The 21,189-nt window shown below is 66.3% G+C and carries 20 protein-coding genes and 2 pseudogenes; 7 read left to right on the forward strand and 15 right to left on the reverse strand.

Features of this window, described 5'->3' with window-relative positions:
• The 12 genes and pseudogenes from trbL to BLT64_RS09240 all read right to left on the reverse strand — a co-directional run.
• A partial coding sequence (gene trbL / locus BLT64_RS09185) for a P-type conjugative transfer protein TrbL (protein WP_074810421.1) occupies positions 1-683 on the reverse strand: 683 nt, incomplete at its 3' end.
• Between the two features lie 7 nt (positions 684-690).
• Positions 691-978: a putative entry exclusion protein TrbK-alt gene (trbK-alt, locus tag BLT64_RS09190; protein WP_011746501.1), complete on the reverse strand. Its 288-nt coding sequence runs from the start codon at positions 976-978 to the stop codon at positions 691-693.
• A gap of 20 nt (positions 979-998) precedes the next feature.
• Positions 999-1,775 carry a P-type conjugative transfer protein TrbJ gene (gene trbJ / locus BLT64_RS09195; RefSeq protein ID WP_086000138.1) on the reverse strand — a complete coding sequence of 259 codons (777 nt, stop codon included), beginning with the start codon at positions 1,773-1,775 and terminating at the stop codon, positions 999-1,001.
• A 20-nt stretch (positions 1,776-1,795) separates the two neighbouring features.
• Entirely contained in the window at positions 1,796-4,414 is a 2,619-nt protein-coding gene (gene trbE / locus BLT64_RS09200; protein ID WP_011746503.1) for a conjugal transfer protein TrbE, read from the reverse strand.
• A gap of 11 nt (positions 4,415-4,425) precedes the next feature.
• Positions 4,426-4,707 (reverse strand): VirB3 family type IV secretion system protein, encoded by a 282-nt coding sequence (locus BLT64_RS09205; RefSeq protein ID WP_074810424.1) that lies wholly within the window; start codon positions 4,705-4,707, stop codon positions 4,426-4,428.
• Complete coding sequence (locus BLT64_RS09210; RefSeq protein WP_011746505.1) at positions 4,707-5,036, reverse strand: TrbC/VirB2 family type IV secretion system protein; 330 nt, start codon at positions 5,034-5,036, stop codon at positions 4,707-4,709. Before BLT64_RS09210 ends, BLT64_RS09205 begins: the two co-directional genes overlap by 1 nt.
• Positions 5,033-6,037, reverse strand: a complete 1,005-nt coding sequence (gene trbB, locus BLT64_RS09215; protein WP_011746506.1) for a P-type conjugative transfer ATPase TrbB — start codon at positions 6,035-6,037, stop codon at positions 5,033-5,035. Before trbB ends, BLT64_RS09210 begins: the two co-directional genes overlap by 4 nt.
• Positions 6,038-6,225: 188 nt before the next feature.
• Positions 6,226-7,113, reverse strand: a complete 888-nt coding sequence (locus BLT64_RS09220; RefSeq protein WP_011746507.1) for a LysR family transcriptional regulator — start codon at positions 7,111-7,113, stop codon at positions 6,226-6,228.
• Between the two features lie 90 nt (positions 7,114-7,203).
• A pseudogene (locus BLT64_RS26295) lies at positions 7,204-7,365 on the reverse strand (IS110 family transposase); the annotation flags it as partial.
• Positions 7,366-7,930: 565 nt separating this feature from the next.
• Entirely contained in the window at positions 7,931-11,032 is a 3,102-nt protein-coding gene (locus BLT64_RS09230; protein WP_011746510.1) for an efflux RND transporter permease subunit, read from the reverse strand.
• A 3-nt stretch (positions 11,033-11,035) separates the two neighbouring features.
• Positions 11,036-12,025, reverse strand: a complete 990-nt coding sequence (locus tag BLT64_RS09235; RefSeq protein ID WP_157137416.1) for an efflux RND transporter periplasmic adaptor subunit — start codon at positions 12,023-12,025, stop codon at positions 11,036-11,038.
• Positions 12,026-12,402: 377 nt separating this feature from the next.
• Complete coding sequence (locus tag BLT64_RS09240; RefSeq protein WP_041529692.1) at positions 12,403-13,164, reverse strand: MipA/OmpV family protein; 762 nt, start codon at positions 13,162-13,164, stop codon at positions 12,403-12,405.
• Between the two features lie 223 nt (positions 13,165-13,387).
• Here BLT64_RS09240 and BLT64_RS26780 point away from each other — a divergent pair, with 223 nt between their 5' ends.
• From BLT64_RS26780 to BLT64_RS26305, 3 genes and pseudogenes are all read left to right on the forward strand, one after another.
• A complete protein-coding gene (locus BLT64_RS26780; RefSeq protein ID WP_157137417.1) occupies positions 13,388-13,525 on the forward strand; it encodes a hypothetical protein in 138 nt (45 codons plus the stop codon).
• Positions 13,512-14,138, forward strand: a complete 627-nt coding sequence (locus BLT64_RS09245) for a TetR/AcrR family transcriptional regulator (RefSeq protein ID WP_011746514.1) — start codon at positions 13,512-13,514, stop codon at positions 14,136-14,138. Before BLT64_RS26780 ends, BLT64_RS09245 begins: the two co-directional genes overlap by 14 nt.
• A gap of 183 nt (positions 14,139-14,321) precedes the next feature.
• A pseudogene (locus tag BLT64_RS26305) lies at positions 14,322-14,522 on the forward strand (IS5/IS1182 family transposase); the annotation flags it as partial.
• 39 nt (positions 14,523-14,561) lie between these two features.
• On the opposite strand, the gene BLT64_RS09255 reads toward BLT64_RS26305, so the two are convergent.
• Complete coding sequence (locus BLT64_RS09255) at positions 14,562-14,903, reverse strand: ArsR/SmtB family transcription factor (RefSeq protein WP_011746515.1); 342 nt, start codon at positions 14,901-14,903, stop codon at positions 14,562-14,564.
• A gap of 245 nt (positions 14,904-15,148) precedes the next feature.
• On the opposite strand from BLT64_RS09255, the gene BLT64_RS09260 reads away from it, so the two are divergent.
• Entirely contained in the window at positions 15,149-16,246 is a 1,098-nt protein-coding gene (locus BLT64_RS09260) for a cupin domain-containing protein (RefSeq protein ID WP_011746516.1), read from the forward strand.
• A 21-nt stretch (positions 16,247-16,267) separates the two neighbouring features.
• Positions 16,268-17,038 carry a maleylpyruvate isomerase N-terminal domain-containing protein gene (locus tag BLT64_RS09265; RefSeq protein WP_011746517.1) on the forward strand — a complete coding sequence of 257 codons (771 nt, stop codon included), beginning with the start codon at positions 16,268-16,270 and terminating at the stop codon, positions 17,036-17,038.
• On the opposite strand, the gene BLT64_RS09270 is transcribed toward BLT64_RS09265, so the two are convergent.
• Positions 17,035-17,880 carry an IclR family transcriptional regulator gene (locus BLT64_RS09270; RefSeq protein WP_198140502.1) on the reverse strand — a complete coding sequence of 282 codons (846 nt, stop codon included), beginning with the start codon at positions 17,878-17,880 and terminating at the stop codon, positions 17,035-17,037. The two genes, BLT64_RS09265 and BLT64_RS09270, sit on opposite strands and share 4 nt — an antisense overlap.
• Complete coding sequence (locus BLT64_RS09275) at positions 17,877-18,278, reverse strand: acyl-CoA thioesterase (RefSeq protein ID WP_011746519.1); 402 nt, start codon at positions 18,276-18,278, stop codon at positions 17,877-17,879. Before BLT64_RS09275 ends, BLT64_RS09270 begins: the two co-directional genes overlap by 4 nt.
• A gap of 82 nt (positions 18,279-18,360) precedes the next feature.
• On the opposite strand from BLT64_RS09275, the gene BLT64_RS09280 reads away from it, so the two are divergent.
• Together BLT64_RS09280 and BLT64_RS09285 are read left to right on the forward strand one after the other, a co-directional pair.
• Complete coding sequence (locus BLT64_RS09280; RefSeq protein ID WP_011746520.1) at positions 18,361-19,506, forward strand: FAD-dependent monooxygenase; 1,146 nt, start codon at positions 18,361-18,363, stop codon at positions 19,504-19,506.
• Between the two features lie 10 nt (positions 19,507-19,516).
• Positions 19,517-21,181 (forward strand): benzoate-CoA ligase family protein, encoded by a 1,665-nt coding sequence (locus BLT64_RS09285; protein ID WP_011746521.1) that lies wholly within the window; start codon positions 19,517-19,519, stop codon positions 21,179-21,181.
• The last annotated feature ends 8 nt before the right edge of the window (positions 21,182-21,189 follow it).

The following is a 21,189-nucleotide window of genomic DNA, read 5'->3' on the forward strand; positions in this document are numbered from 1 at the left end:
AAGCCGGTGGTGAACTGCGAAAACAAGGTGCTGCCGATGCCGATGATGACGGCTAGCACGAGAACCTTGATACCGCTGGAGACGACATTGCCCAGCACGCGCTCGGCCATGAAGGCGGTCTTGCCGAAAAGCCCGAAGGGGATCAGCACGAAGCCCGCGAGCGTGGTCAGCTTGAACTCGATCAGGGTGACGAAGAGCTGCACGGCGAGGATGAAGAAGGCGAGGATCACCAGCGCCCAGGCGAAGAACAGGCAGAGGATCTGGATCAGGTTCTCGAACACCGCGACCCAGCCCATCAGGTCGGAGATGGATTCCAGGAGCGGCCGTCCGGCATCGAGCCCGGTCTGGGCGACGCGGCCGGGGCGCATGAGATCGGCGGCGGTGAAGCCGGTGCCGGAGGCCATGAGCCCGAGACCGGCGAAACTGTCGAAGACGATGCGCGCGAGACTGTTCCAGTTGGTGATCAGCCAGGCGAAGACGCCGACGAAGATGGTCTTCTTCACCAGCCGGGCCAGAATATCGTCCTCGGCGCCCCAGGCCCAGAACAGGGCGGCCAGCGTCACGTCGATGACGATCAGCGTGGTGGCGATGAAGGCGACCTCGCCGCCCAGAAGACCGAAGCCGCTGTCGATATAGCTGGTGAAGACCGCCAGGAAATTGTCGATGACGCCGGATCCGCCCATGTTCCTGCTATTCCTCGCTGCTCGAGGTTGCGGCCGATTGCGCCGGCGTCCGGCCGAGAAACCGGTCGCGGGTCTCGGCCCAGATGCGCAGGCACTCGGCATCTTCCGCCGCAGCCGCGCCCATCCGCTGGCAGCGGCGCTGCCCCTCGCGCAGCGGATCTTCCGGCTGCGATTGACTCTGCCGACCGGGCAGGGGCGGCAGATCGCCGGCCCGTTCCATGCGGATCAGCGTCACGGTCATGACGATCGCCAGGAACAGGATGGCAATGAGCCGGACCATCGCCTTGCCCTCCATGATGGTGCCTCCTCGGGCTTTCAGTCGTTGAACATCCGGGCATTGCCGGGCTGGTAGCCGGCGCCGGGTGTCAGAAACCGTTCGCGCTGGATGCGGCCCTGTTCGGCCGCCGCCGAGCGCTCGGCCTCGCTCAGTGCCTCGGCCCGGCCGGTGGCGGCGAGGAGCGCGGTGAGGTCGGACAGTTGCTGCGATTGCAGGGCCAGCAACTGGTTGCCGGCCTGGCTGGCCTGCAAGGCGCCGTCAGCATTCTGGCTCTGCTCGACCAGCGCGGCCATCTCGGCCCGCTGCGCCTCGATGTTGTTGGTGACGCCGGACTGGACGCGCATGGCGTCCTGAAGCCCGCCCATGGTGTTGCTCCAGCGCGTCCGGGCATCGGCCAGCAGTTGCTGCTCGGATGTCGAGAGATCCGGCGTGCCGTATTCCCGCTCGAAAGCCTGATCGACCTCCTGCACCTCGAAGGCGATGTTCTGGGCCTCGTCGAGCAACTGCTGGGTGCGGGTGACGTTCTGCTGCAATTGCTGCAGCGAGCTATGCGGCAGGCTGGCGAGATCGCGGGCCTGGTTGATCAGCATCTGCGCCTCGTTCTGCAGCGAGGCGATCTGGTTGTTGATCTGCTCCAGCGACCTGGCGGCGGTCAGCAGGTTCTCGGCATGGTTGGTCGGGTCGTAGACGATGCGGCCGAAGCCACCGAAGAAAGCATGCGCCGGGGTTGTCAGGAGAGGGGCCAGTGCCAGCGGTGTCGCCAGCGCAAGGGCCAGTGCGGTCGTGCTGGCAATGGCGCGAATGTGGCGACGCATGGTGACTGTTGTGCTGCGCGTCATGGCGCGGTCTCCTCTTCTTCTCTTTCTGCGGGGATGGATGCGGCTTTGGTGCCGTCGAGGTCGATCTCGCCATCGTCAGGCCCGGTCTCCCGGTCAAGGGACCCGACATCGACAGGTGCCATGCCGCACTGAGCACGTGCTGTTTCTGAACCGAACAGTACAGATTCGAGCATGTCGGCGTCCTCCGGCGCCAGATTAGCAAGATCCGGAATCAGCTCGGCGGCCCAATCGACGCTGCGGTCGCGCAGCCAGGCGGCCAGAAACCCCTCGCGCCCGTGTTCGGCGAGGATCGCCGCGATCCTTGCCTGATCGGACTTGGACGATACCGCGCAAAGCGCGAGGCCGACCTCGGAAAGCCCCAGCTCGAAGAGCCGGTTGCCGCGTCGGGACTGGCAGTAATAGTCCCGTTTCGGCGTGGCCCGCGCCAGAATCTCGATCTGGCGGTCGTTGAGGCCGAAGCGGCGATAGATGGCGGTGATCTGCGGCTCGATGGCGCGCTCGTTGGGCAGCAGCAGCCGGGTCGGGCAGCTCTCGATGATCGCCGGCGCGATGGCAGAGTTGTCGATGTCGCTGAGACTTTGCGTGGCGAAGATCACCGAGGCGTTCTTCTTCCGCAGCGTCTTCAGCCATTCGCGAAGCTGTCCGGAAAATCCCTCGTCGTCCAGTGCCAGCCAGCCCTCGTCGATGATCAGCAGCGTCGGGCGGCCGTCGAGCCGGTCGCCGATGCGGTGGAACAGATAGGACAGCACCGCCGGTGCAGCGCCGGTGCCGACCAGTCCTTCGATCTCGAAGGCTTGTACCGAGGCCGAGCCGAGATGTTCCGCCTCGGCATCGAGCAGCCGGCCATAAGGGCCGCCGATGCAATAGGGGCGCAGCGCCTGCTTCAGCTCATTGGATTGCAGCAAGACCGCGAGGCCGGTGATGGTGCGCTCTCCGACTGGCGCAGAGGCCAGCGAGGTCAGCGCCGTCCAGAGATGGTCCTTGACCTCCGGGGTGACGGCGATCCCCTCGCGGCCGAGGATGGCCGCAATCCAGTCGGCGGCCCAGGCGCGTTCGGCGGACTCATGGATACGAGCCAGCGGCTGCAGCGAGACCGAATCCTCGTCACCCTCGCTCAGCCCGCCGCCGAGATCGTGCCAGTCGCCGCCCATGGCCAGCGCCACAGCGCGAATGCTGCCGCCGAAATCGAAGGCGAAGACCTGCGGTCCCTCGTAGCGGCGGAACTGCAGCGCCATCAGCGCCAGCAGCACGGATTTGCCCGCGCCGGTCGGCCCGACCACCAGCGTATGGCCGACATCGCCGACATGCAGCGAGAAGCGGAACGGCGTCGCGCCTTCGGTTTTGCCATAGAAGAGCGGCGGCGCATCGAAATGCGTGTCCCGTTCGTCGCCGGCCCAGACGGCCGAGAGCGGGATCATATGGGCGAGGTTCAGCGTCGAGACCGGCGGCTGGCGCACATTGGCATAGGCGTGTCCCGGTAAGCTGCCGAGCCAGGCGTCGACCGCATTGACCGTCTCCACCATCACGGTGAAGTCGCGTCCCTGCACGATCTTCTCGACCAGCCGCAGCTTCTCGTCGGCGATGCGGGCGTCTTCGTCCCAGACGGTGATCGTCGCGGTGACATAACCCATGCCGGCGACGTCGGCACCGAGTTCCTGCAGCGCCAGATCGGCATCATTCGCCTTGTTGGCAGCATCGGTGTCGACCAGCGCCGAGGGCTCGCTGGTCATCACCTCCTTCAGGATCGCGGCGATGCTCTTGCGCTTGGCGAACCACTGCCGGCGGATCCTGGTCAGCAGTCGCGTGGCGTCCGTCTTGTCGATGAGGATGGCCCGCGTCGACCAACGGTAGGGAAAGGCGATGCGGTTCAACTCGTCGAGAATCCCGGGCGTGGTGGCGGTGGGAAAGCCGGTGATGGTCAGCACCCGCAAGTGCTGCTTGCCCAACCGTGGCTCCAGCCCGCCGGTCAGCGACTGGTCGGAGAGCAGGGCGTCGAGATGCATCGGCACCTCGGGCACGCGAACACGCTGCCGGTTTGTGGAAATGGTCGAATGCAGGTAGGTCAGGGTCTCGCCATCGTCGAGCCAGGCGCATTCCGGCATGAAGCCGTCCAGCAGCGCCAACACCCGGTCGCTGCGGTCGATAAAGCCGCGCAGCAGTTCCCACGGGTTCATGCCGGATGTCTCGCGACCTTCGTAGAGCCAACTCTCGGCGCGGGCCGCCTCCTCGGCGGGGGGCAGCCAGAGCAGGGTGAGAAAATAATCCGAGACGAAATGGCTGCCCGCCTGTTCGAAATCGGCTTTCCGCTCGGCATCGACCAGCGCCGAGGCCGGATCGGGGAAGCGGCTCTCGGGATAGCTGGAATCCTCGCGACGCTGCGCCTCGACGAAGATCGCCCAGCCGGAACCCAGGCGGCGGAAAGCATTGTTGAGCCGCCCCGCCACCGCGACCAGTTCGGCGGCGACGGCGGAATCCAGATCCGGTCCGCGGAACTTCGCCGTGCGCTGGAACGAACCGTCCTTGTTCAGCACCACGCCCGGCGCGATCAGCGCCGCCCAGGGCAGGTAATCGGCGAGGCGGGAAGCGTTGCGGCGATACTCGGCGAGATTCATCATGGTTTTCGCCCTCACACCGCGAGATGGCCGGGGATGCGCAGATGGCGCCGCCCGACCTCGACGAAGAGCGGATCGCGCTTCGCCGCCCAGACGGCGGCGAGATGCCCGACAGCCCAGATCAGGATCCCGGCGAGCCAGAGCTGGAGGCCGAGGCCGACCGCCCCGGCCAGTGTGCCGTTGAGGATGGCGACGGAGCGCGACGCCCCACCGAGCAGGATCGGCTCGGTCAGGGCGCGATGGACCGGAACGGAGAAGCCGGGCACCGTGTCGAGGACCTCGAAACTCACCGCCATCAGACCAGCGCCCCGCCGCCGAAGCTGAAGAACGACAAGAAGAACGAACTGGCCGCGAAGGCGATGGAGATGCCGAAGACGATCTGGATCAGCCGGCGGAAGCCGCCGCCGGTATCGCCGAAGGCCAGGGTCAGCCCGGTGACGATGATGATGATCACCGCGACGATCTTGGCCACCGGCCCCTCGACGGAATCGAGGATGGATTGCAGCGGCGCCTCCCAAGGCATCGAGGAGCCGGCGGCATGGGCAGTCGGTGCAAGGACGAGGCTGGTCCAGACGAATATGGCGGCGATTGCGACATGATGACGGATGCGGAGGGCATGGATCATTCGGGTTCTCCAGTATTTTCTGCAATGTGCGTGTCGGTGTCGGGAATGACCGGGGCGATGCGGTAGTCGCCGTCCGGACCGAGCCCGTTGATTCGGACGAGTTCGGTGAGGTGGCGATTGCTGCCGCGTCCGGACAACACCGCGACGAGATCGACGGTCTCGGCGATCAGGGCACGGGGCACGGTGATCACGGCTTCCTGGATCAGCTGTTCGAGGCGGCGCAGCGCCCCGATCCCCGATCCGGCATGGATCGTGCCGATGCCGCCTGGATGGCCGGTACCCCAGGCCTTCAGCAGATCCAGCGCCTCGGCGCCGCGCACCTCGCCGATCGGGATGCGGTCGGGGCGCAGGCGCAGCGAGGAACGCACCAGATCGGACAGGGTGGCGACGCCGTCCTTGGTGCGCATGGCGACGAGGTTCGGCGCCGCGCATTGCAGCTCGCGGGTGTCCTCGATGACGACGACCCGGTCCTGCGTCTTCGCCACCTCGGCCAGCAGCGCATTGGTCAGCGTGGTCTTGCCGGTGGAGGTGCCGCCGGCGACGAGGATGTTGGCGCGGGTGGCGACACCGAGCCGCAGTGCCTCGGCCTGCATCCGTGTCATGATCCCGGCGGCGACGTAATCGTCCAAAGTGAACACCGCGACGGCAGGCTTGCGGATGGCGAAGGCCGGGGCGACGACCACCGGCGGCAGCAGCCCCTCGAAGCGCTCGCCGGTCTCGGGCAGTTCGGCGGAGACGCGCGGGGACCGGGCATGGACCTCCACACCGACATGATGCGCCACCAGCCGGATGATGCGCTCGCCATCGGCTGGGGACAGGACCTGGCCGGTTTCCGCCAGCCCGTCGCGCAGCCGGTCGATCCAGATTCTACCGTCCGGGTTCAGCATCACCTCGACGATGCCCGGATCCCGCAAGAGGGCGGAGATAGCAGGCCCCAGCGCGGTGCGGAGCATGCGGGCGCCGCGCTCCACCATTGCCTCGATGTGGTCCGAACCTGCCATCCCGTCCCCCGTTCCACCGGGGCGGCGAGAGAAAGGCCCCGGATGGGGTCGACTAAGAGAGCCTCGAAACGCAGCCGCGCAACAGCTATCTCCTGGAAATCGCAACGGATCGTAGGGGAGCGAAAAAATACAGGAAGCCTGCGGCCCGGCTGCCTGACATATGATGGAAAGCCGTCTCCCCGAACGACTCACGTTCCCGATTTCAATGCCTCCAGAAAGGTTTGCAGCGCCGGGTTGCCATTATCAGGATGCCAGCAGGCGATATAGCCGATCCGGGTTGCGCCGTTGCCGTCATGCACCGGTCGGAACACGGCCCCGAGCCCGGTCAGGCCGCTCGCGCATTCGCATTGCAGGCTGATGCCCTCGCCTGCGCCGACCAGGCTGAGGATACTCTCGCGGCTCAGATGCAGGTTGGCGATCTCGGGCCCGTCCGATGGTGCGGCCAGCTTGGCGATCAGGATATTGCGGATATCGGGTCCGGGATCCTGATGTGAGATCAGGAACCGTTCTCCCTTAAGATCGGACCAGTAGACGAAAGGCTTCTCGGCCAGCGGATGATCCTCGGGCAGGGCAACCATCAGGTGCTCGGTGCCGATCGCCATGGTGTTCAATACCGGACACCGATCCGGATCGCCGAGAATGACCGCCACATCGAGCTTGCCGGAATGCAGATCGGCCATCAGTTCGACGAAAGGCGCCTCGAGCAGGTCGAGGCCGATATCGGGATGGCTTTCGCGGAACCGGCGCAGGGCGAAGCGGAAGCTCCCGGATGACAGCGAGCGATAGAACCCCAGTGCGACACTGCCCCGGCGACCCTCCACTGCCGCCCGCGTTCGGTCGGTCAGTCGCTGGAAATCGTCCAGGATACGCCCGGCCATATCCGCGAAATCTTCGCCCACCGGCGTCAGCTTCGCTCCGGCGGTGGAGCGGTCGAACAGGGCGGTGCCGAGTTCCTCCTCGAGCTCACGGATCCGTCGGCTCACGATCGGCTGCTGGACCTCCAACTCCAGCGCTGCTGCGCTGAAACTACCGTTGCGGGCGGTGGCGACGACATAGCGGAGATGGCGAAGGTCCATGGCTGGCTATTCCTCCTTCCCAAAAGGTTATTATGCTCGTTCTTGCTGGTGCGCCACCTGACCGAGTTCAGGAACGGCAGTAGCGACAAAATCGAACACCACGCGCTTTGCGATCGGCGCTCGCTTGCGGATCACTTTGGCAATGACTTTTGGGGCAGAGGCGCATTTCCCACGCCAAACGCGCTTGCCATCACGGTGGATCGATACTGCCGTCTCTTTCATGGACACGTCCAGACCGATATACTCTTCCATGGCTGCTCTCCATTCGATGTTTGGGCTCGGCGTCCAGTCGTAAGCCCATATCTCTATCCTATCCGGGAACAGCCACCCCCCAAAATACAACGGGATCAAGGGCGAATCGCTCCCGCGATTACCCCATGTGGATGCCCCCGCCCGACGGCATCTTGTATGCTATGATGGTTTGATCGGAACCGAGCGAGGGGCGCAATTATGACGACGACGATCAGCATGCTGGCGATTGACCTGGCGAATCGCAGCTTTCAGGTCTGTGCGGTCGCAGCGGATGGGGCGTGTGTGGATGTATATTACCCCGCCGGATTGCAACGTCCTGATCTGTTCTGGCTCGGAGTTCGCAATTGCGGACGTATATCCGGCTTCTTTGTGCGGCCCGATCCTTCGTCGCCGCGAGCCCCAATGGATTTCCGCGCGCTTTCTCCTCAATGCTCCCGAGGTATCGGCAAACGCCGTGCCGGTCCACACATCAAGTTCAGAAAGCGATGGGAGCGACCCTTTCACCATCCCCAGTCAGGTTGCTGCAATTACTTGAGCGGGACGACCTTCTTGATCATCGGCGACTTCAGTTGGGTGCCTCCGGCAAGAACCTTGCGACACGCTTCCAGAACCCGTCGATGCAGGACAGGATCACCGGCACCACGATCAGCGTCAGGATGGTCGAGCTGATCAACCCGCCGATCACCGCATGGGCCATCGGCGCGCGCTGCGCCCCGCCGCCTCCGACAGCCAGCGCCAGGGGGATCATTCCCACGATCATGGCCAGCGTGGTCATGACGATGGGTTGGAACCGGATCGCGCCGGCATTGACCAGCGCCTCGTTCAGCGGCAGGCCGCGCCTGCGCTCGCGGTTCGCGAAATCGATCAGCAGGATGCCGTTCTTGGTGACAAGCCCCATCAGCATGATGAAGCCGATCAGCGAGAACATGTTGATGGTGCTGCCCGCCACCATCAGGCCCAGCAGCACGCCGATCAGCGACAGCGGCAGCGCGGCCATGATGGCAAGAGGCTGCAGGAAGTTGCCGAACTGCGAGGCCAGCACGATATAGATGAAGGTCACGGCCATCAGCAGCGCGGTAATCATGTGGCCCATCGTCTCCTGCATGGTCGAGGAATCGCCGCCGAACTGGATGCGATAGCCCTGGGGCAGGTCGAGCGTGGCGATCAGCGCCTCCAGATCGGCGGTGGCATCGCCCAGCACGCGGCCGGAGATGTCGGCCGAGATCTGCACCTCGCGCGTCATGTCGAGGCGGCGGATTTCCGAGGCGGTCTCGACCTGCACGAACCGGGCCACCTGATCGAGCCGGACCATGACCGGGGCGCCGCCGGCATCCGTCCCCCCGGTCGTCAGCATCAGGTCGCCAAGCGCATCGGTATCCGCGCGCCGCTCGGCCGGCAGGCGGACCACCACGTCATGGGTCTCGCCCGAGCTGTCGGTCCAGGTGGTGACATCCTCGCCGCCGATCAGCGGCGCGAGGGCGGCGCCGATCTGATGGATGCCGAGGCCGAGGTCGCTGGCGGCCTCGCTGCGCAGCCGCACGGCAATGACGCTGCTGGCCGCATCGGCGCTGGAGGCGATGTCGACCATGCCGGGAATCCCGCGCATCCTTTCCATCAGCCCGGCCGCGATCCGCTCCAGCTCGGCCTGGTCGTCGCCGAGGACGCTGAGGCGGATCGGGCTGTCGCCGCCGCCAAGCCCCTGCTGCACGATGGCGATCTCGATCCCCGGGATGACCGAGAGGCGCTGCCGGATCGGGTCGGCCAGCATGAGGGGGGTGCGCGTGCGCTCGCCCTGCGGCACGAGGCCGACCAGGATGGCCGCGCGATGCTTGCCGGTGGCGGTACCGGTATTGACGGTGGAATAAAGCGTATCGAGTTCGGGGAATTCGCGCAGCGCCGCCTCGATCTGCCCGACCTTGGCGGCGGTATAGTCGAGCGACGAGCCGACCGGGGTTTGCACATTGATCTGGAAACGCCCTTCATCCGCCGTCGGCGTGAATTCGGCCCCGACCAGCGGCACCATGAAGATGCTGCCGATGAAGATGCCCGCAGTCGCGATCAGCGTCACGAGGCGATGGCGCAGCGTCCAGCCGATCAGGTGGCGATAGGCCTCTGCCAGCCGCTCGAATCCGCGTTCGAACCGCGCGATCAGGCGGCCGATGGGCCCGCGCTTCGCATCGGGCTGGGCGTCGGGGTCGTACCAGACGCTGGACAGCATCGGATCCAGCGTGAAGGCCACGAAGAGCGAGATGAGAACGGCCGCCGAAACCGTCACCCCGAACTCGTAGAAGAAGCGGCCGACGATTCCGTCCATGAAGGCGACGGGCAGGAAGACCGCGACGATGGTGGCGGTCGTTGCCAGAACCGCCAGGGCGATCTCGCCCGTGCCGTCCAGCGCGGCCTGAAGATGCGACTTGCCCATATGCAGGTGGCGGGTGATGTTTTCCCGCACCACGATGGCGTCATCGACCAGGATGCCGATGGAAAGCGTCAGCGCCAGCAGGCTCAGCGTGTTCAGCGTGAAGCCCAAGACCGAGATCACCGCCAGCGTGCCGATCATGGCGATGGGCAGGGTCAGGCCGGTGATGACCGTGCTGCGCCAGGAGTTCAGGAACAGGAAGACGATGGCCACGGCCAGCGCCGCGCCCTCGATCAGCGTGGCCTGCACCTGCGCCACCGACTCGCGGATCGGCAGCGAGGCATCGGTGACCACGCTCAGCGTGACGCCGCTTTCGGCCAGCTCTTCGTTCAGCCGGTCCAGCCGCGCGATCACCTCATCGGCCACCTGTACGGTATTGGCATCCTGCACCTTGACGATGTCGAGCGCGAGCGCGGGCCGGCCGTCATAGAGTGCGAGGCTTTCGGCATCGGCCGCCCCGTCCGTGACGGTGGCGACATCGCGCAGATAGACCGGCCCACCGCCGCGCCGCGCCACGATCATGTCGAGGAAATCCGCGGGCTCGTCGATCCGGCCCTGCACCTGGATGCCCAGATCGGAAAAGCCGGTCACAAGGTTTCCGGCGGGCCGGTTCTGGTTGCCGCCCCGCAGCGCCGCCAGCACCTCGTCGATGCCGACGGACAGGGCGCGCAGCCGGGTCTCGTCGATCACGATATCGACCTGCTTCATGCGCCCGCCGACCAGCGTGACCTGGCCGACCCCCGAGATGGTCGTCAGCTGGCGGATGATCCGCTGCTCGGCCAGGGCGGTCAGTTCCGCGACATCGAAGCGCGGGCCGCTGATGGCGACCGACAGGATCGGCTGGTCCGACGGGTTGAAGCGCGAGACCACGGGCTTATCGACATCGGCGGGGAAGCCCGCCTCCAGCGGCGCGAGCTTGTCGCGGACCTCCTGCACGGCGGCGGGACCGGCCACGTCCAGCCGAAACTCGGCCACCACCACCGAGCGGCCCTCGTAAGAGGTCGATGTGACCTGGTCGAGCCCGCCGACGGTGTTGATCGCTTCCTCGATGGGCCTGGAGATCTCGGTCTCGACCGTCTCGGGCGTGGCGCCGGGATAGGTGGTCATGACGACGACGATCGGCACATCGACGTCGGGATACTGGTCCAGTCCCAGCCGGGGATAGGAGAAGGCGCCGAAGACCACCAGCGCCACCATCATCATGGTGGCAAAGACCGGGTGGGTGGCGGAAATGCGGGTGAGGAACATCGCTCAGCCCCCCGAGACTTCGGCCAGCACGCCCTCGCCGAGACCCGGGAGCGGGGCGATGAGGATGGTGTCGCCCGATGCGATCCCGTCGCGGATCTCGATCCGTCCGCCGCTCCAGGCGGCGCCGGTCACCACGGGCCGGCGCTCGATCTGCCCCTCCGCGAGCCGCAGCACATAGGCCCCGTCCCCGTCCTCGCGCAGCGCGGTCGCGGGCAGGGCCAGCACATCGGCGCGTTCCTCGACAAGGATCGTGCCGGTTGCGAACATCCCGCCGCGCAGCCGCCCGTCCGGGTCGTCCAGCCCGATATGGACGGAGATGAAGCGCGAGCCGTCATTCGCGACGGGATTGATGCGCAGGACCGAGCCCTCGATCGTCTCGCCTTCCAGCCCGTCGATCCGCAGTTCTGCGGCCTGACCGGGCGCGATCCGGGGCACGTCGCGCGTGGCGATGAGAACCCGTGCTTCCAGTCTGGTCGGATCGACCAGCGTCATCAGCTCGGCCTCGGCGCTCGCGCGTTCCCCGACATCCACGCTGCGGCTGGCGACCACCCCGTCGAAGGGCGCGCGGATCTCGGCATCGCGCAAGGCCGCCCGCGCGATCCCGGCCTGGGCCCTGAGACCGTCGAGCTGCGCCTGCAGGACAGCGGATTCGCGCCGCGCCTGGTCAAGCTGTTCCTGCGTGGCGACAGTGCGTTCGGCCAGGCGCTCGATCCGCTCCAGCGCCTGGCGCGCGAAGCGAAGCCGGGCCTCGGTCGCCTCGACCTCGCTTTGCCGCAGCGCCAGGGTGGCCGCGAGTTCTTCGGTGTCGAAGCGGACCAGCATATCCCCGGCCCGGACCGCCTCGCCCTCGCGCGCGCCAAGCTCGGCCACGACACCGCCCGACTGAGCGCGCAGGATGACGCGCTGCACCGGCCGGACCTCGCCGCTGACGGTCAGACGTTCGGCAATGGTTGCGGGGGCGACGCGAAGCACCTCGCGCGGCAGCAGCTGCATCGCGCGATGCTGCCGCGGGACCCCGGCATGTGCCCCTGTCGCGGCGTCGATGACCCGAGACGCGCCATTGGACGATCCCGGAAGGGGGAAGGCAAGAAAAAAACCTGTCCCCATCATTGCGACCAGCGCCAGGGCTGCTATCCAGAGCTTCATCTTGCGACTCCTTCAGCCGGAGGCATGCCCATCATCGGCCCCAGACCCATCAACCGGATCACGCGGCCAGGGATTTCCTGCGGCCTCGCGCAGGAAACCGGAAACGGCTCAGCCGGAACCGGGCGTCCAAAGCCGCAACGGCATTGCCTGGATCGATCCGTTTTCGGCTGAATGCCCTGCAGGGCTTGCGGGGAAAGCCGAGCGCGCCGTCGCGGCATCACGCCTCAGTTGCCGAAGCGGTACGAGACCCCGATGAAGCCGAAGGCCTGGGTGTCGTCGAAGACGATCGGGCTGTCCTTGGCGTCGCCAAGAAGCTTCGACATCGTGGCCGAAGCCGTCAGGTTCACGCGCTCGGTCACCCGATAGTTCGCGGTCAGGCCGATCGAGACATCCTTGAACCCGCCGCCCGGCGAGAAGGACGAGATGCCGGCCGCCGCCGCCTGGGCCGGCGTGACGCCGAAATAGCTGTTGGTGTAGTCGCTGTCCGACCAGGTGGTGCCGATGACGGGGATGAGCGTCAACTTCGGGGTGACATTGTGGCGGTAGGACAGGCTCGCATCGACAAGCGTGCCTTCGAGATCGCCCGATACGGCCCTGGTCACGCCGAAGGTGGCATTGACGCCGCCCCGCTCCCAGTCGGTGAACAGGCGGGCGCCAGCGCTGCCCGAGACCTCCCCGAGCGCATGGGGAAGGTCGAAGCCCGGAATATAGACGATGCTGGTTCCGAACCGGAAGTCGCCATATTCAAGCGGGTAGGCGCCGATGCCGTTGCGCAGGTTCATGAAGAACGGCCCGCGGGCAATGTCGATCAACGGGATCGCGCGCGCGCTCTGCTGGTCCGAGCCCTGGTATTCCGGGGCACTGGCGGCCCCCAGGCCGAAGATCATGCGATCCTGGGCCATGGCCTGAGAGGCCGCTCCGGCGCAGCCCAGGGCGAATGCAGCGGCGCAGAGCCGTGCAAGGCTGATCGAGGTCTTCTTCTTCATGCTCTGCTCCGTTCTTCGGGATGAATTTCCGCAAGGGACCGTGTCGGCCATGATGCGGTCCGGGTCTTGCCTGCCGGGGCGGGATTGTTCAGGAATGCCCTGTCAATTAAGATGCGTAAATGTATCTTACCTGGGCGATCCATTGTCAATAAGATTCGTTTGCGCATCTTATCCGCGTGGCATGGTTTCAGGATCCGCGAGAGTCACGCCGGGATCCGAAGCCATGTATTCGCACCTGCCGGCTGGAAGTTTCGTTCGGCGCGCCATGATGATAGTGCTGGTCGCCAGCCCTGATATGCTTGCGGCGGCATCGGGCTCGGAACCGGAAAACCTGCCGCAGGGCGAGAATGGCGATGTCTGAAACCCGAGGTGACAAGGCGCGGCGCAGACGTGGCCCTGCGCTGGAGGAGGCCATACTGGATGCGGCCTGGGAGGAGTTGACGACACATGGCTATGAAAAGCTGACGCTGGAAGCTGTCGCCCGTCGCGCCGGGACCAGTCGCCCCGTCCTGAGCCGGCGCTGGGATAGCCTGTCCAAGCTCGCTTCTGCCGCGATCGTGAGATATGCGCTGCACAATCCCACGGAAGTTCCCGATCTGGGCGGTCTCCGAGAGGAGCTGATCCTGCTTTTGCGCCAGATCGCGCGGCGGTCGTCGCCGAAGGTGGTGCGCTTGATCTACGAGATGCGGAAGGATCTCGAGGCGGCATTTTCCAGTTTTGCCGACATCCGCACGCAGGTCGGCGTCGCCGGCTATCCGATGCAGCAGATACTGGATCGCGCCGTTGCGCGCGGCGAGGTCCGCCCGGACTTCGTCACCCCGAGGCTGCTACGTCTGCCGGTCGATCTTGCGCGCCACGAGATGATGATGACCTTCCAGCCGCTTGCAGAGTCGGATATCCTTGAAATCGTGGACGATATCGTGTTGCCGCTCTGGACCGGCGGCAGCGGGACGCGACAGCGACCCAGCGCCTGATCCGGGAACCCCGCCCACCCGAAGAGGTCAGGGCCTGACCGGCGATGCCGCGGGCAGCCCAACGGTGGGATCGCCGATGCCCCATGCGAGGGTTTCAAGCGACAGCGATCCCCGCGCCGAGGAGGCGGACGGTGAATTGCCTCCAAGGTGGGATTCTTGAGTAACCTCACTTTGGCAGAGCCCGGGCTGCGATCCACTCCTTATGGGATCTATGATGGCCACACCCTGGCACCGGCCCTCGAACAGGTCGAAATCCTGACCGACACGAGGCCCACCCTCGCCGTCGTCGACCGCGGTTATCGCGGGCATGGCGTCAAGACCACCTGCGTCCTGATCATTGGTCAGCGGCGCGGCATCACTCCGGTGTTGGCAAAGCTCCTCAAATGACGAAGTGCCATCGAGCCGGAGATCAGACATATGAAATCAGATGGCAGAGGAGCACGACAAGGCGGCGACGGCCGGGGCGCAGATCTCGGGCCGCCCCTGGCAGCAATCGCGCATCAGAAAGGCGATCAGATCGGATAGCGCCTGATAGGTGACGCTGTAGATGATTTGCCGTCCCTCGCGCCGCGACGTGACCAGCCCGGCATGCTCCAGGGGGCCCAGATGAAAGGACATCCGCGAGGAGGTGGCCCCGTCCATCGCCTCGCCGATGGCGCCGGCCGGCAGGCCCTCCGGCCCCGCCGTCCCCAGCAGCCTGACGATCCGCAGCCGTGTTTCCTGCGACAATGCCGCGAAGGCGGCAAGCGCCTGTTTGTCTTCCATCGAGTCAATACGTCAATATATGTTGATATATTAACCAGGGATTCCCGCCATGGCGATGATGCGGGCCCTGACCCTTCCGGCGGGGAATATCAGAAACCGGGACGCATGGTCCTTTCCAAGACGGTCGGGGCTTCAGAGAGACAATAGTTATTGCATTGGACGCAATTAATTGCATGATACGACATGAGCGGATGCGGTCGGAATGGGGTGGCCGCATCGTCACGGGAATGAATGGGAGGTTTCGAATGATGCAGACCGAAGCGAAAAGCAATATGATGATGCCCGAGGAAACGGCCGAGCTGCGCCAGCTCTATGCCGATTTCGAAGCCGAGCACCTCCACCCGCTCTGGACCCAGATCGACGACCTGATGCCGGTGGTGCCCGCGCCCAAGGCGGTGCCGCATGTCTGGCGCTGGTCGCGGCTGTTTCCGCTGGCGCAGCGGTCGGGGGACCTGGTGCCGGTGGGGCGGGGGGGTGAACGCCGCGCCATCGGGCTGGCCAATCCCGGCCTTGGCGGCAAGGCCTATGTCACCCCCACGCTCTGGGCCGCGATCCAGTATCTGGGCCCGCGCGAGACCGCGCCCGAACACCGCCACGCCCAGAACGCCTTTCGCTTCGTGGTCGAGGGCGAGGGGGTCTGGACCGTCGTGAACGGCGATCCGGTGCGGATGAGCCGGGGCGATTTCCTGCTGACGCCGGGCTGGCATTTCCACGGCCACCACAATGACACCGACCAGCCGATGGCCTGGATCGACGGGCTGGACATCCCGTTTTCCTATCAGAACGACGTGGGCTTCTTCGAGTTCGGCGCCGACCGCGTGACCGATTACGCCACGCCGCGCTATTCGCGGGGCGAGCGGCTGTGGTGCCATCCCGGCCTGCGCCCGCTGTCGGGCCTGGCCAACACCGTGTCCTCGCCCATCGGGGCCTATCGCTGGGAACATACCGACCGCGCCCTGACCGAACAGCTGCTGCTGGAGGAGGAGGGCCAGCCCGCAACCGTCGGGCAGGGGCACGCCGCCGTGCGTTATATCAACCCGACCACCGGCGGCGATGTCATGCCCACCATCCGGGCCGAGTTCCACCGGCTGCGGCCCGGCGTCCAGACGGCGGGGCGGCGCGAGGTGGGATCCTCGGTCTTCCAGGTCTTCGAGGGGCAGGGCGCGGTCGTCCTGAACGGCACCGAGCACCGACTGGAAAAGGGCGACATGTTCGTCGTGCCGTCCTGGGTCAAGTGGTTGCTGCAGGCCGAAACCGGCTTCGACCTGTTCCGCTTTTCCGATGCCCCGATCATCGAGCGGCTGCATTTCGCGCGCAGCCAGGTGGACGAGGCTGATCGCTGAGGCCGGACGGGGACATGCAGCATGGATATTGACGATTCCCGCGCCGCCCTGCGCGCCCGGCAGGGCAAGGGCGCGCGCTATGACAACCCCGCCGCTCCGGCCGATGAACTGGCGCTGGCGCGGCTGGGCACGGCCTATTTCGCGCGCAAGCTGAACGAATTGCCCGACGCGGCGCTGGACGGCGCGGCATTGGTGCCGGGCTGGAGCAGGCGCCACGTCGTCGCCCATGTCGGTTTCCAGGCGCGGGCGCTGGCCCGGCTGGTCGAGGCCGCGCGCGAGGGCCGGACCGAGGAAGCCCTGTCTGAACCCGAGGCCCAGAACGAGGATGTCGATTTCGGCGCCACGCTGCCCGCCCATGCGCTGCGCCACCTGTTCGACCATTCCAAGGTGCATCTCGATGTCGAATGGCGCGACCTGCAGGCGCAGGGCTGGCGCGCGCGGGTCCATGCGCTGACCGGATCGCCTGTCCAGATCGCCGACACGCCCTGGTTGCGCGCCCGTGAAATCTGGATGCGCGCCGTCGATCTGGGCAATGGCGGGTCGCTGCTGGACTTTCCGCCTGGGCTGATCGACAGGCTGCTTGCCGAATTGGCGGCGGATCTGCCCCATGCGCTGCATCCCCTGGACCGGAATGCCATGCTGGGGGCGCCGCGCGGATCGGTGGTGCGCGGTCGCGCGGCCGACCTTCTGCGCTGGATCACCGGCCGGGGCGCGCACAGGCTGGAATTTCCCGACGGCCCGCTGCCCGAGCCCCCGTTCTGGCCGGCTTGTGGCCGGGAGGGCCGCGCCTAGCCGCCGGTCCTGCGGGCCGTCGTTTCGGCCCAGTTCCGCTGGCTTGAATGGCGGGCGGCGAAGTCCAGCAGGTGACGCGCTGCGGGATGGTCGGCCGACAGGATCTGTTCCGACGTGCTGATCATCGTGACCGCCGCCTCGGCTTCGCCCTGCCAGTTGGTGATCGGCACGGCCATGGCACGCAGGCCCGGAACATAGCGCCCGTCGATGGTCGCGAAGCCATCGGCGCGGATCCTGTCGATCAGATGCTCGATGCTGTCCATGCTGAGATCCAGGTCCGGCCAGGACAGACCGGCCTCGATGGCGCGCTCGATCTCCAGCCCCAGGCGGGCCGAGATGACCGGGCGCGGCAGCCAGGACAGGAAGACCCTGCCGCTGGCCGAGGTCAAGAGCGGCATGTTGCTGCCCAGGCCGAAGGACGTGACCATCGGGCTGGGCGCGCGGCACCAGCGGATCACCGTGGCGCCCTGCGTGCCCCAGACGCTGATCAGCGTCGTCATCCCCGTCGCCTCGGTCAGTTCGGGCAGCGCATCCGCCGCCTGGTTGACGAAGTCGCTGCGGCTCAGCGCGGCGATGCCCAGGGAGGCCGAGGTGGGGCCAAGCTCGTAGCGGCCAGACCGTGTGGCCTGCTTGACGAAGCCCGCATGGATGAAGCTGGCAAGATAGCGGTGGACCTTGCTGGGCGGCATCGACACCGCGCGCGCCAGGTCGGCCAGCGCCACCGGCCCGTCGAATTCGGCCAGCCCGCGCAAGACCACAAGCGCCGCGTCCAGCGCCTGGATGCCGCCGCGCGCATTCGCGCCGCCTTCGCTTTCATCCTGCATGTCCCGTTCCCTGCTCATTCCAGTAGCCTTCTGAATTCCTCGGCGATGGGCGCGCCCTTCAGGCCATCATCGGTCTGAACCGCCCATGCGCGCAACTCGTGACCCTCGGCGATCAGCCGTTCGCCGCTGGTCAGGGTATAGCCGATGCGGAACCGCCGTTCCTGCCATTCGGCGATCCGCGCCTCGATTCGCAGCACCTCGTCATAGCGAACCGGGGCGCGGAACCGCAATGCGACATCCAGCAGCGGGGTCACGGCGCCGAACCTGTCGCGAGTCTGGCGCTGGCCCAGGCCGCGCGCGCGCAGCAGGCGCTGGAAGGTGCAGTCCAGCCAATAGAAGTAATTGGGATAGAAGACGATACCCGCCTCGTCGCAATCGCCCCATTCGACCGTGAACTCGGTAAGGAACGGCTCCATTCATTGCACTCCATAAAATAAGTTGCATCAGCCGTAATACCCGTTAAAGTCTGTTGAAGCAAATGCGCAAGGGAGGACACGCATGAAGCGGATCGCTGTTCTTGGCGGCGGGCCAGGGGGTCTGTATTTCGCCTATCTGTGGAAATCGCGGCATCCGGCCGATTCCGTCACCCTGTTCGAGCAGAACCCCGAAGGCGCGACCTTCGGCTTCGGCGTGGTCTTTTCCGACCGGGCGATGGACTTCCTGCGCGCCGACGACCCCGAGACGGCGGACCGGATCACCGAGAAGATGGAAACCTGGTCCGACATCACGCTGGTCCATCACGGCCAGCGCGTCACCATCGACGGGGTGGGCTTTTCGGCCATCGGCCGGCTGGAGCTGATCCTGCTGATGCAGGAGCGGGCGCGCGATGCAGGTGTCGATCTGCGTTTCGGCACCGTCATCGGTTCGGTCGCCGAGCTGGCGGATTACGACGTGATCGTGGCCGCCGACGGGGTGAATTCGCTGGTGCGGCGGTCCTTCGAGGGCGATTTCCAGACCTCGATTTCCTACCTGGACGAGAAATTCGCCTGGTTCGGCACCACCAAGCGGTTCGAGACGCTGACCCAGACCTTCGTGACCTGCGAACATGGCACGTTCAACGCGCATCATTATCGCTATTCCCCGACGATGAGCACCTTCATCGTGGAATGCGACCGGGCCAGCTGGCTGAAGGCGGGGTTCGACCAGCTGGGACCGGACGAGGCCAAGACCCGCTGCGAGGAGATCTTCGCCGAGGCGCTGGACGGTCACGGGCTGGTCGCCAACAAGTCGAACTGGCGCAACTTTCCCTGGATCTGGAACGACCGCTGGTCGCATCGCAATATGGTGCTGATTGGCGACGCGCTGCATACGGCGCATTATTCCATCGGTTCGGGCACTCGCCTTGCGCTGGAGGACGTGCAGGCGCTGGTCGCCGCGCTCGAGGCGCATCCGGGCGATCCGGGCGCGGCATTCGCCGAATACGAGGCGACGCGCCGTCCCATCGTCGAAAAGCTGGTGCGCGCCGCCAAGACCAGCGCGGCATGGTATGCGGATTTCCCCGCCCATATGCAGCTGGCGCCGCTGGACATGGCCTACAGCTATATCACCCGGTCCGGACGGATCGACGATCAGCGGCTGACGGCGATGTCGCCGCGCTTCATGGCCGAATACGGCGCCGCGCGCACCGTGCCGGCAGCGGGTTGAGGGGGATGTGATGACAGTTCTGGAAAGCACCCGCACCGCCACCACCGACATCGAGGACCGCGTGCCCCTCGACGCGCTCGGCAGCCGCGAGATCGGCTTCGCCATTCCCGAAACCTATAATGCCAGCGCGATCCTGTTCGACAATCTCGACCGCGGGCGCGGCGGCCATATGGCGGTGATCGGGCCGGGCGGCAGCCGGACCTATGCCCAGCTTTGCGCCGAGGCCAGCCGCTTCGGCAATGCGCTGCTGGGGGCGGGCCTGACGCAGGGCGACCGTATCCTGTTGTTTCTGGATGACAGCCCCGCCTATCCCGCCGCGCTGTTCGGCGCGATCCGCGCGGGGCTGGTGCCCTTGCTCATCAACACGCTGACGCCGCCGGAGCTTTTGAACTTCTACCTCAAGGATTCGTCCTCGCGGGTGGCCATCGCGGATGCCGCATTCGCCGCGCGCTTCGACGACGTGGCCTGCGCCGAGACCGCGCTGGAGCGTCTGGTCGTCGTCAACGGCGCCGCGCCCGAGGACAGCCCCGTGCCCGTCCAGACGGCCGAGGCGTTCCTGCAAGGCGTCTCGGACAGCCTGGCCCCGGCGCCGACCGGGCGCAACGACATGGCCTTCTGGCAATATTCGTCCGGCTCGACCGGGCGGCCCAAGGGGATCGTGCATCTTCAGCATGACATGGCCTATACGGCGCTGTCCTTCGGGCGGCATGTGCTGGACCTGCAACCGGGCGATATCTGCTTTTCGGTGCCCAAGATCTTCTTCGCCTATGGGCTGGGCAATTCGCTGACCTTCCCCTTCTCGGTCGGCGCGACCAGCGTGCTGCTGCCGGGCCAGCCCAGGCCGGCGGCGGTGTTCGAGGCGATCGCCACCTGCCGGCCCACGCATTTCTTCGGCCTGCCCACGCTTTACACCGCGATGACCAGCGCCCCCGAGGCCGCGACCGCCGATCTGTCCAGCCTGAAGCTGTGCCTGTCGGCGGCCGAGGTCCTGGCCAACGAGGTGGCCGAGGCGTGGCGGGCGCTGTCGGGCCATGACATCATCGAGGGACTCGGCTCGACCGAGGTGCTGCATATCTACCTGTCCAACACCCGCGAGGCGCGCCGGCCGGGCGCGGCGGGGCTGCGGGTGCCGGGCTACGAGGTCGCGATCCGCGATCCCGACGGCAACGACGTGCCCGACGGGGAACAGGGCGTCTTGTGGGTGCGCGGCGATTCCAACGCGCCCTTCTACTGGAACCGGCCCGACAAGACCGCCGATGCGATGCGCGGCGATGGCTGGATCTATACCGGCGACCGGATGCGCCGCGATGCCGATGGCTTCTACTATTTCCTTGGCCGCGCGGATGAATTCGTCAAGGTCTCGGGCCAGTGGGTCTATCCGCTGGAGGTCGAGCTGTGCCTGGCCGACCACCCCGAGCTGCGCGAATGCGCGGTGCTGGCGGTGGAAATGGCCGACCGGCGCATGACGCTGCACGCCTTCGTCACCGCCGAGGATCCGGGCGCCGACCGCGCCGCGCTGGCCGACCGGCTGAAGCGCCACGTCAAGGCGACGCTGCTGCCCTACAAATACCCTCGCAGCGTGATCTTCCTGGATCATCTGCCCAAGACCGGCACCGGCAAGATCGACCGGCAGGCGCTGCTGGCGATCGACCTGGACGACCACGACGTGTTCTGAGCGCGCGG

Origin of the sequence: Paracoccus denitrificans, assembly GCF_900100045.1 — a bacterium.
In the GTDB taxonomy this organism is placed as follows: Bacteria; Pseudomonadota; Alphaproteobacteria; order Rhodobacterales; family Rhodobacteraceae; genus Paracoccus; species Paracoccus denitrificans.

Coding starts and splice junctions, on each gene's coding strand:
- BLT64_RS09280 (WP_011746520.1), top strand. CDS start 18,361: ATGAAGCGGATCGCTGTTCTTGGCGGCGGGCCAGGGGGTCTGTATTTC.
- BLT64_RS09275 (WP_011746519.1), bottom strand. CDS start 18,278: ATGGAGCCGTTCCTTACCGAGTTCACGGTCGAATGGGGCGATTGCGAC.
- BLT64_RS09235 (WP_157137416.1), bottom strand. CDS start 12,025: ATGCAGCTGCTGCCGCGCGAGGTGCTTCGCGTCGCCCCCGCAACCATT.
- BLT64_RS09255 (WP_011746515.1), bottom strand. CDS start 14,903: ATGGAAGACAAACAGGCGCTTGCCGCCTTCGCGGCATTGTCGCAGGAA.
- BLT64_RS09270 (WP_198140502.1), bottom strand. CDS start 17,880: ATGAGCAGGGAACGGGACATGCAGGATGAAAGCGAAGGCGGCGCGAAT.
- BLT64_RS26780 (WP_157137417.1), top strand. CDS start 13,388: ATGTATTCGCACCTGCCGGCTGGAAGTTTCGTTCGGCGCGCCATGATG.
- BLT64_RS09205 (WP_074810424.1), bottom strand. CDS start 4,707: ATGGCGGTGAGTTTCGAGGTCCTCGACACGGTGCCCGGCTTCTCCGTT.
- BLT64_RS09265 (WP_011746517.1), top strand. CDS start 16,268: ATGGATATTGACGATTCCCGCGCCGCCCTGCGCGCCCGGCAGGGCAAG.
- trbK-alt (WP_011746501.1), bottom strand. CDS start 978: ATGGAGGGCAAGGCGATGGTCCGGCTCATTGCCATCCTGTTCCTGGCG.
- BLT64_RS09285 (WP_011746521.1), top strand. CDS start 19,517: ATGACAGTTCTGGAAAGCACCCGCACCGCCACCACCGACATCGAGGAC.
- BLT64_RS09220 (WP_011746507.1), bottom strand. CDS start 7,113: ATGGACCTTCGCCATCTCCGCTATGTCGTCGCCACCGCCCGCAACGGT.
- BLT64_RS09210 (WP_011746505.1), bottom strand. CDS start 5,036: ATGATCCATGCCCTCCGCATCCGTCATCATGTCGCAATCGCCGCCATA.
- BLT64_RS09230 (WP_011746510.1), bottom strand. CDS start 11,032: ATGTTCCTCACCCGCATTTCCGCCACCCACCCGGTCTTTGCCACCATG.
- trbE (WP_011746503.1), bottom strand. CDS start 4,414: ATGATGAATCTCGCCGAGTATCGCCGCAACGCTTCCCGCCTCGCCGAT.
- trbJ (WP_086000138.1), bottom strand. CDS start 1,775: ATGCGTCGCCACATTCGCGCCATTGCCAGCACGACCGCACTGGCCCTT.
- BLT64_RS09260 (WP_011746516.1), top strand. CDS start 15,149: ATGATGCAGACCGAAGCGAAAAGCAATATGATGATGCCCGAGGAAACG.
- trbB (WP_011746506.1), bottom strand. CDS start 6,037: ATGGCAGGTTCGGACCACATCGAGGCAATGGTGGAGCGCGGCGCCCGC.
- BLT64_RS09240 (WP_041529692.1), bottom strand. CDS start 13,164: ATGAAGAAGAAGACCTCGATCAGCCTTGCACGGCTCTGCGCCGCTGCA.
- BLT64_RS09245 (WP_011746514.1), top strand. CDS start 13,512: ATGGCGATGTCTGAAACCCGAGGTGACAAGGCGCGGCGCAGACGTGGC.